The organism is Rhizobium sp. 007, from assembly GCF_015353075.1.
Taxonomy (GTDB): Bacteria; Pseudomonadota; Alphaproteobacteria; order Rhizobiales; family Rhizobiaceae; genus Rhizobium.
In genome coordinates this window covers 985,386-998,109 of the sequence record NZ_CP064188.1, presented here as the reverse complement: position 1 = coordinate 998,109, position 12,724 = coordinate 985,386, and the positions used below count along the sequence as shown (strand labels likewise).

General features: G+C 60.8%; 14 protein-coding genes and 1 pseudogene. 8 read left to right on the top strand and 7 right to left on the bottom strand.

Going from position 1 to position 12,724, the window contains the following annotated elements:
* Positions 1-37: 37 nt before the first annotated feature.
* The 6 genes from solA to ISN39_RS25855 form a co-directional block, all read right to left on the bottom strand.
* The gene (gene solA, locus ISN39_RS25880) at positions 38-1,204 is read right to left on the bottom strand and encodes an N-methyl-L-tryptophan oxidase (RefSeq protein WP_194731018.1); all 1,167 of its coding nucleotides are present in this window, start codon (positions 1,202-1,204) and stop codon (positions 38-40) included.
* A 10-nt stretch (positions 1,205-1,214) separates the two neighbouring features.
* Positions 1,215-2,708, bottom strand: a complete 1,494-nt coding sequence (gene hutH / locus ISN39_RS25875; protein WP_194731017.1) for a histidine ammonia-lyase — start codon at positions 2,706-2,708, stop codon at positions 1,215-1,217.
* Entirely contained in the window at positions 2,705-3,481 is a 777-nt protein-coding gene (locus ISN39_RS25870; RefSeq protein WP_194731016.1) for an ATP-binding cassette domain-containing protein, read from the bottom strand. Before ISN39_RS25870 ends, hutH begins: the two co-directional genes overlap by 4 nt.
* A 28-nt stretch (positions 3,482-3,509) precedes the next feature.
* Complete coding sequence (locus tag ISN39_RS25865) at positions 3,510-4,214, bottom strand: ABC transporter permease subunit (RefSeq protein WP_194731015.1); 705 nt, start codon at positions 4,212-4,214, stop codon at positions 3,510-3,512.
* A 9-nt stretch (positions 4,215-4,223) separates the two neighbouring features.
* Complete coding sequence (locus ISN39_RS25860) at positions 4,224-4,949, bottom strand: ABC transporter permease subunit (RefSeq protein ID WP_194731014.1); 726 nt, start codon at positions 4,947-4,949, stop codon at positions 4,224-4,226.
* Between the two features lie 95 nt (positions 4,950-5,044).
* Entirely contained in the window at positions 5,045-5,887 is an 843-nt protein-coding gene (locus ISN39_RS25855; protein WP_194731013.1) for a transporter substrate-binding domain-containing protein, read from the bottom strand.
* 197 nt (positions 5,888-6,084) lie between these two features.
* Here ISN39_RS25855 and hutC point away from each other — a divergent pair, with 197 nt between their 5' ends.
* Positions 6,085-6,849 carry a histidine utilization repressor gene (hutC, locus tag ISN39_RS25850; RefSeq protein ID WP_194731012.1) on the top strand — a complete coding sequence of 255 codons (765 nt, stop codon included), beginning with the start codon at positions 6,085-6,087 and terminating at the stop codon, positions 6,847-6,849.
* A gap of 355 nt (positions 6,850-7,204) precedes the next feature.
* Here the strand turns inward: hutC and ISN39_RS36765 are convergent.
* A pseudogene (locus ISN39_RS36765) lies at positions 7,205-7,357 on the bottom strand (four-helix bundle copper-binding protein); the annotation flags it as partial.
* Positions 7,358-7,581: 224 nt separating this feature from the next.
* Here ISN39_RS36765 and ISN39_RS25845 point away from each other — a divergent pair.
* The 7 genes from ISN39_RS25845 to ISN39_RS25820 all read left to right on the top strand — a co-directional run bounded on the left by ISN39_RS25845 (position 7,582) and on the right by ISN39_RS25820 (position 12,473).
* Entirely contained in the window at positions 7,582-7,989 is a 408-nt protein-coding gene (locus ISN39_RS25845; RefSeq protein WP_194731011.1) for a hypothetical protein, read from the top strand.
* Between the two features lie 92 nt (positions 7,990-8,081).
* Entirely contained in the window at positions 8,082-8,309 is a 228-nt protein-coding gene (locus ISN39_RS36760; protein ID WP_074072099.1) for a hypothetical protein, read from the top strand.
* Positions 8,306-9,772, top strand: a complete 1,467-nt coding sequence (locus tag ISN39_RS25840) for a TolC family protein (protein ID WP_194731010.1) — start codon at positions 8,306-8,308, stop codon at positions 9,770-9,772. Before ISN39_RS36760 ends, ISN39_RS25840 begins: the two co-directional genes overlap by 4 nt.
* A 14-nt stretch (positions 9,773-9,786) precedes the next feature.
* The gene (locus tag ISN39_RS25835) at positions 9,787-11,133 is read left to right on the top strand and encodes a copper oxidase (protein WP_194731009.1); all 1,347 of its coding nucleotides are present in this window, start codon (positions 9,787-9,789) and stop codon (positions 11,131-11,133) included.
* 33 nt (positions 11,134-11,166) lie between these two features.
* Positions 11,167-11,646, top strand: coding sequence for a plastocyanin/azurin family copper-binding protein (locus ISN39_RS25830; RefSeq protein ID WP_194731008.1), 480 nt, complete (start codon positions 11,167-11,169; stop codon positions 11,644-11,646).
* Between the two features lie 22 nt (positions 11,647-11,668).
* On the top strand, positions 11,669-11,956 hold the full coding sequence (locus ISN39_RS25825) for a copper-binding protein (protein WP_194731007.1): 288 nt from the start codon (positions 11,669-11,671) through the stop codon (positions 11,954-11,956).
* Between the two features lie 55 nt (positions 11,957-12,011).
* The gene (locus ISN39_RS25820; RefSeq protein ID WP_194731006.1) at positions 12,012-12,473 is read left to right on the top strand and encodes a DUF411 domain-containing protein; all 462 of its coding nucleotides are present in this window, start codon (positions 12,012-12,014) and stop codon (positions 12,471-12,473) included.
* The last annotated feature ends 251 nt before the right edge of the window (positions 12,474-12,724 follow it).

Here is a 12,724-nt window from a genome sequence, read left to right as displayed (position 1 = left end):
CGGCATGGGTCATCGGTTGCCAGCAGCAGTCGCTTGGTTACTTGACGCCCAGAGATTGCGAATGGCGATGTCTTTCGAGGGCGTCAAAAGAAAAAGCCGCGATCTCCAACGCAGTGCCACCATCGAGTGCAAGGTCAGACAGAATCTCACCGACGATGCTCGCGAATTTGAAACCATGCCCGGAACAGGGCGATGCAACGACAATGTTTGGCTGTCCGGGCAAAAGGTCGAAGAGGAAATCCTCGCTCGGCAACATCGTATAGCGGCAGGAGGCCGCGCGAACACGAAGCCCGGCAGCCCCAGGCAGACGTCTGGACGCAAAGCCGTCGAGCAGTGCGGTATCCTGGTCGTTGATCGGCGGATTGGGTTCGTTGGGGTCGATCGGCTCGCGGAAATGCGCGTGGCGGCCAAGCTTGATGCCGTCGGTGCCGATCGCAGGGAAGCCAAAATAGGAACCTTCCGCACCTTCATCGCGCAGGAAACATGGCATGCGCTGCGGCTCTGTTACAAAACCGTCTTTTGGCTGATACCACGCCACGACCTGACGGATCGGGGTCGCGTGTGATTTCAGGTGCGGAACGAGTTCCGCAATCCAGGATCCCGTCGCGATGACGACCTTTCTGGCGTGGTAGCGGCCACTCGCTGACGAGATAGTGACACCGCCGTCACCCGGATCGAGCGCCATAACCTTCTCGCCAAAATGGAGCATCGCTCCGCTTTCGGCCGCAAGTTTGATGTAGCCCATGACGGCAGCTTCCGGGCGCAGATATCCGCCTTGCGGATCGAGGATCGCAACCTCATCGTCATCGAGCTGAAAAGCAGGAAAGCGGCGCGCCATTTCCGCCGCGTCGAGCTCTTCATGGGCAAGACCGTGTAGCCTGCACGAAGTGCGCGTGCCGCTCACAATCTTGCTGTCTGGCGGACCAATCTGCAACACGCCGGTGATGGTCAGGATATCGGTCCTTAGACAGGTTTCGAGCGCTCGCCAGTTGCGATAGGCACGTTGAAGAAGCGGCACATAGGACGGGTCCTCGAAATAGCCGAGCCGAATGAGCCGGCTGTCGCCATGCGACGAGCTCATTGCATGCGCGGGAAAATAAGCGTCGATACCAATCGCTTTGACGCCGCGGGCGGCGAGAAATGCAAGTGCTGCGCTTCCCATGGCTCCAAGGCCAATCACAGCGACGTCGAATCGAGCGATCATGGCAACCCCTTTAAGTATCCGCCGGTGGCGAGCGATCCCGAAGCAAAGTGCGCAACGCCTCCATGTCCCCACCAAGCGGGCGGTCATCGGCATAGTGCAGCACATGCGCACGCACGATAATATGGATTTCTTCCGTTCCTCTCGCCCTCGGCGCCGTCGCCTCGAGAAAATCATGGGCCTGGGCCGCAGCCATCAATTCGATCGCCAGGATGTATTCAGCGTTATCGATGACGGAAAGCAGCTTGTTTGCAGCAGCTGTCGGATGCGCGAGAAAATCCTCCTGCAGTCCCGATGTCAGGCCGCCATCCGTCGAGGCCGGAGCAGCAAGACGGCGGTTCTCATTGCTGAGCGCCGCAGCCGTGTACTGGGCGATCATGAAGCCGGAATTGCTGCCGGCATCACTGGCAAGGAAAGGCGGAAGACCGCTTACCAACGGATTGACAAGCCGATCAATTCGCCGCTCGCTCATTGCGCCGATTTGAGCGATTGCGATTGCAAGGCTGTCGGCCGCCTGCGCGAGTGCCGGAGCAACGGCATGCGCTTCTGACGAGACGATCGGATTGTCCGGCGTGCCCGAGATCGCCGGGTTGTCGGTGACGGATGCGAGCTCCCGGTCGACGGTCTCGGCTGACTGCTCGAATACGTCGCGCGCGCCGCCATGCGCATGCGGTATCGCACGCAAGCTGAGCGCATCCTGCGTACGTCTTGCGAGGGCGGCCGCAACAAGCCCGCTGCCCGAAAGCCGATTGCGGATGGACGCACCGACCGCAGCGATACCCCTCGAAGGGCGAAGCGCAAGCACCGCTTCGTCGAACGCTGCCAGCTGGCAGCCGGCAGCTTCCAGGGTAAGGGCGGCGATTGCATCGGCCCAATCGAGCAGGCGGGCGGCACGTGCGAGAGCGATGCTCGAAAGACCGGTCGCGCAAGCCGTGCCATTGACAAGGCTCAGCCCTTCTTTGGCCTTGAGGACGAGTGGCGCAAGCCCGATCGCCGTCAACGCGTCTCGCCCGTGCATCGGACGACCGGCAACGCGCGCAGATCCCTCCCCAATCAAGACGAGCGCACTATGGGCATTATGGGTGAGATAGCCGGCTGAGCCTTTCGACGGCACATCGGGAATGCAATCCCTCTCGAGAAAGGCAGCCAGGTTGCTGACGATTTCCGGCCGCACGCCTGAATGGCCGTGGGCAAAATTGGCGATCTGCGCGGCAATAATCGCCCGCACCTCGCGTGGTGCCAAGAGCGGGCCGACGCCGCATGCGTGACTAAGTACGATATTGCGCGAAAGTCGGCTTTGCGAGCTACGATCAACGACCGTATCCGACAGCGCGCCGACGCCGGTATTTATACCGTAGGCTCGCACCCCGCTTTCGACGATGCGCCCGACGATACGGGCAGCGTGGGCGATACGTTCCTCTGCAGCCGGCGACAGTGCAAGTGCCTCGCCTTCGCCGACCTGAGCGATGTCGCGCCAGCCAAGCCTGTCCCCGATCGTGACGGTCATTGTCCGCTTCCGAAATGGCCGATGAACTGGCGAAAGGCTGGCGATGCGCCGCCGCCGAACATTTCGTCCGGCGCGCCACTGCTTTCCACAAGACCTTCGCGCATGAAGATGACGCGATTAGAGACGTTGCTGGCAAAACTCATTTCATGGGTAACGACGAGCATGGTCATGCCCTCTTCAGCGAGCGCACGCATGACGCGGAGTACCTCACCGACGAGTTCTGGATCAAGTGCAGAGGTCGGCTCGTCGAAGAGCATCACCTTTGGCTTCATCGCAAGCGCGCGCGCGATCGCGGCGCGCTGCTGCTGGCCGCCGGAAAGATGCGCCGGATAGGCATGACGCTTGTCGGCGATGCCGACTTTTTCGAGCAGCGCCTCGGCTTCGGAAATGCATTCTGCACGCGGCCGTTTGAGGACATGCACGGGGCCTTCGATCACATTCTGCAGGATGGTCATATGTGACCAGAGGTTGAATTGCTGAAAAACCATGCCGAGTTCGGAGCGGATATGATCGACCTGCTTCTGGCTCGCGGGCCTGCTTCTTCCGTTCTTATGCACCATCTGGATCTCTTCACCATCGACCCAGATCTCGCCACTCGTCGCCGTCTCGAGAAGGTTGATGCAACGCAGGAACGTCGATTTGCCGGAGCCCGAGGCGCCGAGCAGCGAAATCACATCGCCATCCTGTGCGTCGAGGGAAATTCCGCGTAACACCTCGTGAGTTCCGAAGCTCTTGCGGATGTTGCGGACCGAAAGTCGGGTTAGACCGGGCATGAAGGCTCCAATCGGGTTCAGTCTGATCCTACGCCTTCAGCGCCGCCGGAACGGCGCGGCGATGTCGGGAGAGCGAATATTCAAGCAGGGTCATGCCCTGAAGGATGATGAAGTTCAAAACAAGGTAGATGAGGGCAGCACAGAGGAAGACCTCCATCGTGCGATAGGTCTGCGAGATCAGACGCTGGGCGACACCTGTGACCTCCCATACTGTGACGAGGCTTGCGAGAGCCGTCGACTTCATCATCAGCACGATCTCGGTCGAATAAGCAGGCAGGGCGTGCCGGAAAGCGATGGGCGCCAGGATGCGGCGCACAAGCAGCAAGCCCGACATGCCGATCGAGCGGGCGGCCTCGATCTCCCTTGGAGAGATTGCACGAATGCCGCCGCGGAAGATTTCAGCCGTGTAGCCGGCGGTGCAGAGCGCCAGCGACAGGACGGCACAGACGAAAGGCTCGCGCAGGAACGGCCAGAGGAAGGAATAGCGGATGAAACCGAATTGCCCGAGGCCGTAAAAGACGAGAAACATCTGGATCAGAAGCGGTGAGCCGCGGAAGATAAAGACGTAGCCCTTGGCAATCGCCGAAAGCACCCGATTGCCGCCAATGCGCATCCAGACGATCAAGAGCGCCAGAAGGAGGCCGAAGAAGATCGACGCGGAAAAGAGCGCCAGCGTCATCGGCACGGCCTTCAGCAGCGTGATCATGGTCTGCGACAGAAAGGTTAAATCCATGGTCGTTCCTCAGGCCTGGCCCATCGCAGCTGCCGGCATGCTGCGGTTTGTCCGCCGCTCGGCACCGTTGAATACCCGATCGGAAAGGCTCGTCAGGATCAGATAGAGCGCGCCACCGACGATGAAGAAGAGGAAATATTGCCGGGTAGAGCCGGCCGCGACCTGGCTGGTCCGCATCAATTCGGCGAGACCCGTCACCGAAACCAGCGCCGAGTCCTTGAGGCTCAATTGCCAGACATTGCCGAGACCGGGAATGGCAAAACGCAGGACCTGTGGCATGATAATGCGGCGGAAGCGCAAGCCACGGGGCATGCCGATTGCGGATGCCGCCTCAAGTTCACCCTTGGAAATCGCAAGGTAGGCGCCACGGAAGACCTCCGCCTGATATGCGCCTGAAATGATACCGACGGCCAGCGCACCGGCCGCGAAGGAAGGCAGTCCGAGGAAACCCTCGTAACCCATGGCCGTGCCGATCGCCGTCATCGCGGATGATCCGCCGAAATAGATCAGATAGATGATCAGCAGTTCGGGAACGCCGCGAAAAACGGTGGTGTAGAGACTGCCGATGGCAAAGAGCACCCAATTGCCGGATAGCTTGGCGCCGGCGACGATCGTTCCGAGCAGCGCCCCGATTGCGAGCGCTGTCGCCGTCACGGCGAGCGTCGTCGCCGCACCGAGCAGCAGCAGTGCCCCCCACCCGGTCGAGCCGAAGCCAATCAGTTCCAGTGTCGCCATATCCGTTCCCCGCGCTGCCCTTGAAGGGGCTGTCAGAATAACATGCGGTCCCCGTCAAAAAAGCGGGGGCCGGAAGTTTCGGCCGGAACCGGCGCTTACTGTTGCGGGCTGACGTCGACCTTGAACCACTTCATCGAGAGGTTTTTGACGGTGCCATCGGCAAGGGCCGACTTGATGGCCTGGTTGAACTTGTCGCGCAGATCCGTATCTGCCTTGCGCAGTCCAAGACCTTCGCCCTCGCCCCAGATGGAGCCGGCGATTTCGGGACCGGTAAAGGCAAGCGCACCGTTTGCGGCTTGGAACGCGTTGTTGAAATAGACCGCATCGTCGAAGCCGAGATCGATACGGCCGCTCTGCAAGTCAAGGTCGCGGTCTGCGCCGGTCTTGTATTCACGAATCTCGGCGATGCTGCCGAAGTTGTCGTAGACGAATTTGGCGTAGACAGTCGCCGCCTGAATGCCGATCGTCTTGTCCTTGAAGACTTCCTTGAGGCCTTCAATTTCCTTCACCCCGGTCTGGCCGGGGGTCATCTTGATGGTCGTGCCTGTGCCTGCGGCGTTGGCAAGCGGACTATCCTTTGCTGTCGCAAAGGCGGCGGGGGTCGCGGCATAGGGAACCGTAAAGTCGATGATCTTCTTGCGCTCCTCGGTGATCGACAAGGCGTCCATGATGACGTCGAACTTTCCGGCGTTGAGCGCTGGAATCATCCCGTCCCAGTCGGAGGCGACGAGCTTGCACTCGATCTTGGCACGTTCGCAAAGGATCTTGGCGAGTTCGGGTTCGAAACCGCCAAGCGAGCCGTCGGCATTCGTCAGATTCCACGGCGCGTAGGCGCCTTCGAGCGTTATCGTCGCGGTCTTCCAATCCTTGGCGGCGAGCGGGGCGGCGAAGGCTGCAAGCGTAAACCCGGTGGAAAGAAAAAGCGTCTTGAATCTCATTATCATCATTCTCCTCTGAAGTTGTCATTGACCTTGTGGCTGCATGAAACCGGTCTGCGCCGGCTTGCCTGTCGTCATCGATTTTACTCGAAGGCTCGATCAGGAGGTTGTATAGGGTACCATATGAGAGATTTCATGATATGCAAGAGAAAAGTCTGTTTATCGGGCAGATTCCATCGATGCAAAAGGAATGGGCAATGAAGCGTCCGGGCGAGATGAAGCGCGAGTTTTCGGAAAATGACACTGCACCGCTTTATGCCGGCGTCAAACAGATGATCCTCGATCGCATTCACAGCGGCGAATGGCCGCCGAAGCATCGCGTGCCTTCCGAGAATGAACTCGTCGTCGAGCTCGGCGTCAGCAAGATGACCGCCAATCGGGCGTTGCGCGAGCTTGCCAGCGAGGGTGAGCTGGTGCGCATCCAGGGCGTCGGTTCGTTTGTTGCGGAGCGCAAAGGCTATTCTGCGCTTTTTGAAGTGCGTAATATTGCTGATGAGATTGCCGAGCGCGGAAACGCGCATGAGGCAGCGGTCATTGTTCTTGCGAAAGAAACCGCCTCCCCGGAAGTGGCTGACGCGCTGGAGCTCGAAATCGGCGGCTTTGTCTTCCACTCGCTCATCGTTCACAGTGAAAACGGCGTTCCGGTGCAAATCGAAGACCGCTTCGTCAACCCGTCGGCGGCGCCGAATTACCTGGAGCAAGACTTCTCTTCAGTGACGCCGAATGCTTATCTCACGGCCGCAGCGCCATTGAGTGGATCCGAGCACGTCGTCGAGGCGGCAATGCCGAGAAGCTGGGAATGCAAGCTGCTGATGATCTTGAAAACGGAACCCTGCCTTGCGATCCGGCGACGGACCTGGTCGGGCAAGAAGATTGTCTCGACTGCCAGACTTGTCTATCCGGGGCACCGCTATCGGCTGGAAGCGCGCAGCGGCAGGATGGTTGACGAACAGGGTATCTGAGTTCCATATGGAAGTTAACGTGGGCAACTCGGAGGTGAAGGGTTCAGAGCGTCTCCGCCTTGGGGCCAATCAGCCATCAGTGCCTTGTAATGCCTTCAACGTCAGCCTGAGATGGTGTTCTGCGAAGGCATAGGTCACGTCGGGTGATATCGTCGAATTTGCTGATGGGCGGGAGCGGCATCGAAAACCGCTCCGCCCTCCCGGAAAATACATTTCTGCGCTGCGGAACATGCCTGCGCGACCCGACGTCGATCCTGAGCCCGCGGCCCTTCGCCCTGCCGATCACTCTCTCATGATAGGCTGCGAGGCGATTGTTGCGCATTGACAAGTCGTACACTGGCCCGTCGCAATCGCCTCAGGGGGCCATCTTCTCACGGCTCTCGGCGCACTTCCGGCAGGCGTCGACGCAGCTCTGCATGTCGCCGATCCGTTCGCAGTCTTCGGCGCACGGAACGCAGATTTCGGCACATTCCCGGCGGACATGCTTGTGGTGCTGAGAGCCTATTAAACACAGGCTCCGACTGCATTGGTAATATCGTTGCTGCGCCAAGAGCCGCGATGAATGGGCGCGAGATCAATCATGGTCAGAAAGAACGGCTCCCATTGACGTTACCGCCGTTGGAAGCACTAGCCTGTGCACAACGTGGTATTCGCGCCATATAAAGGACTCGAACATCGACAACAGATAGGTCCTAATTGAAATCGGGCTGCTTTGCATGTAGCTCGTTGGGAATGGGCAAGATGTACCGAATCACAATGAGCAGGCTGCTCGTGATGATGCGGCTGGTGGTCATCGTATCACTGGCGGGGTACTCGCTGTCGAACGCCAACGCGGCGATGCACGGCTCCTCGTTCCCCGAACTGGAAGCCGTCGCCTCGGACGTGACGCCGTCTCACGAGGGCCACGACGTGGCGGACATGGCCCATCATGACCACTCGCATGGCGACATCTCCGATAGAGCCGATGGTGTATCGAAGCTGGTCAAGCAGGAATGCTGCAGCGATTTCTGCGGCGGGCTTGGCATGATTTGTGAGGGCCCCGACGTCGGCGGACCCGTCGAGATTTCCATCCGGCAGTTCATCGACGACCGGACGACGCTTGGCCAACTGCCGCCCCTCCACCGTCCCCCGAATATCTGAATAGAGACGCGCCCGCTTGATCGGGTCCAGCCGGACACCTGCCTTCGTGCGGTGGGTGCCCCGTAGGCAATCTCTTATTCGGAAATTTCATAATGAAACCCTCGCTTTTCGTGGTGGGGCTGCCGCTTGTTATCGGCGGCTGCGCATCCACACTTCCTCCCGACGTGGTGGCGTCCTCCGCCGCAGTCGAACAGCCGTCCGCGCGCCCGGTCGCATACCGGTCGCCGATCTCGGCCTACGTCGCCAGGCAGCCCGTCGACCCCAAGCCGTGGCGCAGACAGAACGATCTGCAGTCTCCAGCCAATGGAGACGCCTCATGATCGAGCCTAGAAGAACGATGGTGGCGCTGGTATTCCCGCTGGTACTGAGCGGCTGCGTCACGGGCGCAGAGTATTCCAGCAAGGAAGCCGGCTTCACCTCCGTTTCAAACAAGACCGCCGCTGTCACGGCGAAGCAGACCGTCTGGATCCAGAACCAAAACCAGGCCCGGTCGGCAGCCGCGCAGGTAAGAAGCCTGCTCGCTCGAAAGAAGGCCCTCGACGTCGAGACGGCCGTCCAGGTCGCCCTGCTCAACAACAGGGGCCTCCAGGCGACCTACGCCGATCTTGGCGACAGCGCCGCCGACGCCTGGCAGTCGACGATGTTCATCAACCCGACCGTCTCCATCGGCACGACTGGCATGGGGACGCCGGAACTGGAGGCGTTCAAGACCATCGAAGGGATGATCACGACGAACATCCTGGCACTCGCGACGAGGAACCGGGACGTGGCGATCGCCGACACCCGCTTCCGGCAGGCGCAGTTGACCGCGGCCGTGAAAACGCTCCAGGTCGCCGCCGACACGCGGCGTGCCTGGATCGGCGCGGTGGCAGCCTGGGAGAACGTCGGGCAGCTCCAGCGCGCCCAGGCGACGGCGGACGCCGCTTCCGAGCTTGCGGAGAAGCTGGGCGAGACCGGCTCGATGACCAAGGGCGCCCAGGCCCGCGAACATGTGTTCGTCGCCGAACTCGCCGGAGAGACCGCGAAAGCCCGGCTGGCGGCCCGTCTCGCCAAGGAGGAGCTGACACGGCTCATGGGCCTTTGGGGCACGGACCTGGACTACCAGGTTCCAAACAGCCTGCCTCCCCTTCCAAAGTCCGTCGTCAGGGGCGACACCATCGAGGCCGAAGCACTCCGAAATCGGATAGACCTCCAGGTGGCGAAGCTCGAACTCGAGGCAACTGCCAGATCCTACGGCCTCACCGAGGCGACGCGCTACGTCACCGACCTCGAAATCCTGACCGGTTTCGAAACCGAACGGGAAATCGAGGACGACGAGAAGAAGACCAGGACGACCGCCCAGGTCGAACTGGAGTTCGCAATCCCGATCTTCGACACCGGCAAGGCCCGGATGCGCAAGGCCGAGGCGGCGTACATGCGGGCGGCGAACCAGCTCGCGGAGAAGGCCGTCAACGTCCGCTCGGAAGCGCGCTCCGCCTACGAGGCCTACCGCTCGAATTACGACATCGCGCGGCACTACCGCAACGCCGTCGTGCCGTTGCGCACCAAGGTCGAGGAGGAATCCCTGCTGACCTACAACGGCATGATCACCAACACCTTCGAGCTGCTCACCGACACCCGCGACAAGATCAACTCCATCCAGCTCTCCGTCAACGCGAAGCGAGACTTCTGGCTGGCCGAAGCCAACCTCGCGCCAGCCATCTACGGCGGCGGTGCGACGAACGCGTCGGCAGAGACCGAGGTCGCCGCTGCTTCCGAAAGCAGCGGTGGCGGCGGCCATTGAGAAAGGACATCACCATGTTCAACAGACGACAACTGTTCGGTGCGAGCGCGGCCCTGCTTGCGGCGGGAACCTGGACGAAGACGTCGGCGATGGGCCTTCCCGACGCCCCGACAATGGAATCGGCGGACATGCAGCCGCCGCTTCACCCGACCTCGGGTCCGGACTACCAGCCGGTCGTCACGCTCAACGGCTGGACCCTGCCCCACCGGATGAACAACGGCGTCAAGGAGTTCCACCTCGTTGCCGAACCGGTCGAACGCGAGATGGCCGACGGCATGACCGCCTACTTGTGGGGTTACAACGGCCAATCTCCGGGGCCAACCATCGAGGCCGTCGAAGGAGATCGCATCCGCATCTTCGTGACGAACAAGCTTCCGGAGCACACGACGATCCACTGGCACGGCATGATCGTGCCGTCGGGCATGGACGGCGTCGGCGGGCTGACGCAGCCGCACATTCCTGCCGGCAAGACCTTCGTCTACGAGTTCGACCTCGTGAAATCCGGCACCTTCATGTACCACCCGCATTCAGATGAGATGGTGCAGATGGCCATGGGCATGATGGGCTTCTTCGTCGTCCATCCCAAGGATCCGAAGTTCATGCGCGTCGACCGCGACTTCGTCTTTCTGCTCAACGCCTACGACATCGATCCTGGATCGTACGTGCCGCGCATCATGGAGATGACCGACTTCAACATGTGGTGCTGGAACAGCCGCGTGTTTCCGGACATCAGCCCGCTCGTCGTTTCGAAGAACGACAGGGTGCGGGTCCGCGTCGGGAACCTGACGATGACGAACCATCCAATCCACATGCATGGCTACGACTTCGAGGTGACGTGCACCGACGGCGGCTGGGTGCGGCCGGAAGCGCGGTGGCCGGAGGTGAGCATCGACATCCCTGTTGGTGCGATGCGTGCCTATGAGTTCGACGCCAAGTACCTCGGCGACTGGGCGATTCACTGCCACAAGTCGCACCACACGATGAACGCCATGGGTCACGACATCCCGACCTTCATCGGCGCGGACAAGTCGAAGGTCGCCGAGAAGATCAAGAAGCTGCAGCCGGAATACATGCCCATGGGCACCAAGGGCATGGCCGACATGGGCGAAATGGAAATGCCCATTCCCGAGAATACCATTCCCATGATGACCGGCTGGGGGCCGCACGGCCCCATCGAGATGGGCGGCATGTTCTCGGTCGTGAAGGTCCGCGAGGGCATCTCGGCGGACGATTACTCCGATCCGGGCTGGTACGAAAACCCGCCCGGGACCCAGGCTTGGGAGTGGAGCGGCGAACTGCCGGACGCGACCAAGGCCAAAGACGCGAAAACGCAAATCACACCCAAGCCGACAAACGGCTGAGGCTCATCTTCCACATAAAAAAAGGATTTACCCATGAAAAACTATGTATTGGCACTGGCGCTGGTCGCCCTCGCAACCCCAGCCCTGGCTACCGGCAATCACGCTGGCGGTCACGGTGAAAAAATGGCCATTGGCGAACCTGGCGATAAAGCCAAGGCAACACAAACGATCCGCGTCACGATGAAGGAAACCGACGACGGGAAGATGATATTCACTCCCGCCGTCTTCAACGTCCGCAAGGGGCAGACGGTCAAGATCGCGATCAAGAATGCCGGAACGCTCGACCACGAGTTCGTGCTCGATCAGGAAGACAAGATTCTTGAGCATAAGGCAGTCATGGAGAAGTTCCCGGAGATGGAACATGACGATCCGAATTCGATCCGACTTCCGGCCGGTCAATCCGGCGAGATCGTCTGGAAGTTCACCACCGACGGCCAGTTCAAGTTCGCCTGCCTGATCCCCGGCCACTATGAAGCCGGCATGCACGGCGACGTCACCGTCGCTGGCAAGTAATCTGTAAAAAGGAGTCACAAGCATGAAAACGGCAATGATCAAGATCGGCATCGCCGCCCTGCTCTCCGCCAGCGCGGCCTTCGGTGCGTTTGCCCAGGAATTCACCAAAGGCGTCGTCAACAAGATCGACGCCAAGGCGAAGAAGGTCACCATCAAGCATGAAGACCTGAAGAGCCTCGACATGCCGGCGATGACGATGGTCTTCCGCGTTGAAAACGCGGCTCTGCTCGAAAAGCTGAAGGAAGGTTCGAACATCGAGTTCGTTGCCGAACGCGTGAATGGCAAGCTGACCGTCACCGAGGTAAAATAGCGGATCCCTGCCGCCCGGATCCGCCCGGGCGGCAGGATATCGAGGAGTGGAGACGATGCACAGGAGAAGCTTCATAGCATTGGCGGCATCCGCCCTGGCGTTCGTTGTTGGAGGGGTCCGCGCCGCGGCCCCGTCGAAGATGACGGTCTACAAGGATCCGAACTGCGGCTGCTGTCATGAATGGTCGAAGGCGATGGCCGCGGCAGGATTTTCCGTCGACGCCCGCGACACCGACGACCTTGCCGCGGTCAAGGCGCGGCTTGGCGTGCCTGCCGCCGTGGAGGGATGCCACACTGCCATCGTCGAGGAATACTACCTTGAGGGGCATGTTCCGCTTGAGGCCGTTCAACGCCTGCTGCGGGAGCGGCCGCCGGTCCGAGGGCTGGCCGTGCCGGGCATGCCACCTGGCTCGTTGGGGATGGGAGACGACCCGCAGGCGTCCTATGACGTCTATGCGATCCCTTCGGGAACCGGCGCACCATACCTATTCATGGAAGTCCGCCCCCGGAAGGTCTGACGTCGCGATCGACCGGACCGCGCCGAGCGCTCAGGGCAGCGCAGAGCGCAACCGTGAGATCTTGCTTCCAGTCGATTATGCATGCATCCCGTCGGTTCGGGCACCGAAACATCGACCGCATGTCAGCGGAAATGATCCATAGCGCGCGAGCGGCGCATGCTTGCGTCCACCACCGTACCTCGCTAGAGCTTATCGAGCGGCTGCCGCCGAACGAAGCGATGTGGAAGACGCGGACGGACGACATGAGTGCG

What these genes read in the sequence shown, in the direction of transcription:
- ISN39_RS25830 (WP_194731008.1), top strand. Translation starts at nt 11,167, where the DNA reads ATGAAAAACTATGTATTGGCACTGGCGCTGGTCGCCCTCGCAACCCCA.
- ISN39_RS25840 (WP_194731010.1), top strand. Translation starts at nt 8,306, where the DNA reads ATGATCGAGCCTAGAAGAACGATGGTGGCGCTGGTATTCCCGCTGGTA.
- hutH (WP_194731017.1), bottom strand. Translation starts at nt 2,708, where the DNA reads ATGACCGTCACGATCGGGGACAGGCTTGGCTGGCGCGACATCGCTCAG.
- ISN39_RS25865 (WP_194731015.1), bottom strand. Translation starts at nt 4,214, where the DNA reads ATGGATTTAACCTTTCTGTCGCAGACCATGATCACGCTGCTGAAGGCC.
- ISN39_RS25855 (WP_194731013.1), bottom strand. Translation starts at nt 5,887, where the DNA reads ATGAGATTCAAGACGCTTTTTCTTTCCACCGGGTTTACGCTTGCAGCC.
- ISN39_RS25820 (WP_194731006.1), top strand. Translation starts at nt 12,012, where the DNA reads ATGCACAGGAGAAGCTTCATAGCATTGGCGGCATCCGCCCTGGCGTTC.
- ISN39_RS25860 (WP_194731014.1), bottom strand. Translation starts at nt 4,949, where the DNA reads ATGGCGACACTGGAACTGATTGGCTTCGGCTCGACCGGGTGGGGGGCA.
- hutC (WP_194731012.1), top strand. Translation starts at nt 6,085, where the DNA reads ATGAAGCGTCCGGGCGAGATGAAGCGCGAGTTTTCGGAAAATGACACT.
- ISN39_RS25825 (WP_194731007.1), top strand. Translation starts at nt 11,669, where the DNA reads ATGAAAACGGCAATGATCAAGATCGGCATCGCCGCCCTGCTCTCCGCC.
- solA (WP_194731018.1), bottom strand. Translation starts at nt 1,204, where the DNA reads ATGATCGCTCGATTCGACGTCGCTGTGATTGGCCTTGGAGCCATGGGA.
- ISN39_RS25835 (WP_194731009.1), top strand. Translation starts at nt 9,787, where the DNA reads ATGTTCAACAGACGACAACTGTTCGGTGCGAGCGCGGCCCTGCTTGCG.
- ISN39_RS36760 (WP_074072099.1), top strand. Translation starts at nt 8,082, where the DNA reads ATGAAACCCTCGCTTTTCGTGGTGGGGCTGCCGCTTGTTATCGGCGGC.
- ISN39_RS25870 (WP_194731016.1), bottom strand. Translation starts at nt 3,481, where the DNA reads ATGCCCGGTCTAACCCGACTTTCGGTCCGCAACATCCGCAAGAGCTTC.
- ISN39_RS25845 (WP_194731011.1), top strand. Translation starts at nt 7,582, where the DNA reads ATGGGCAAGATGTACCGAATCACAATGAGCAGGCTGCTCGTGATGATG.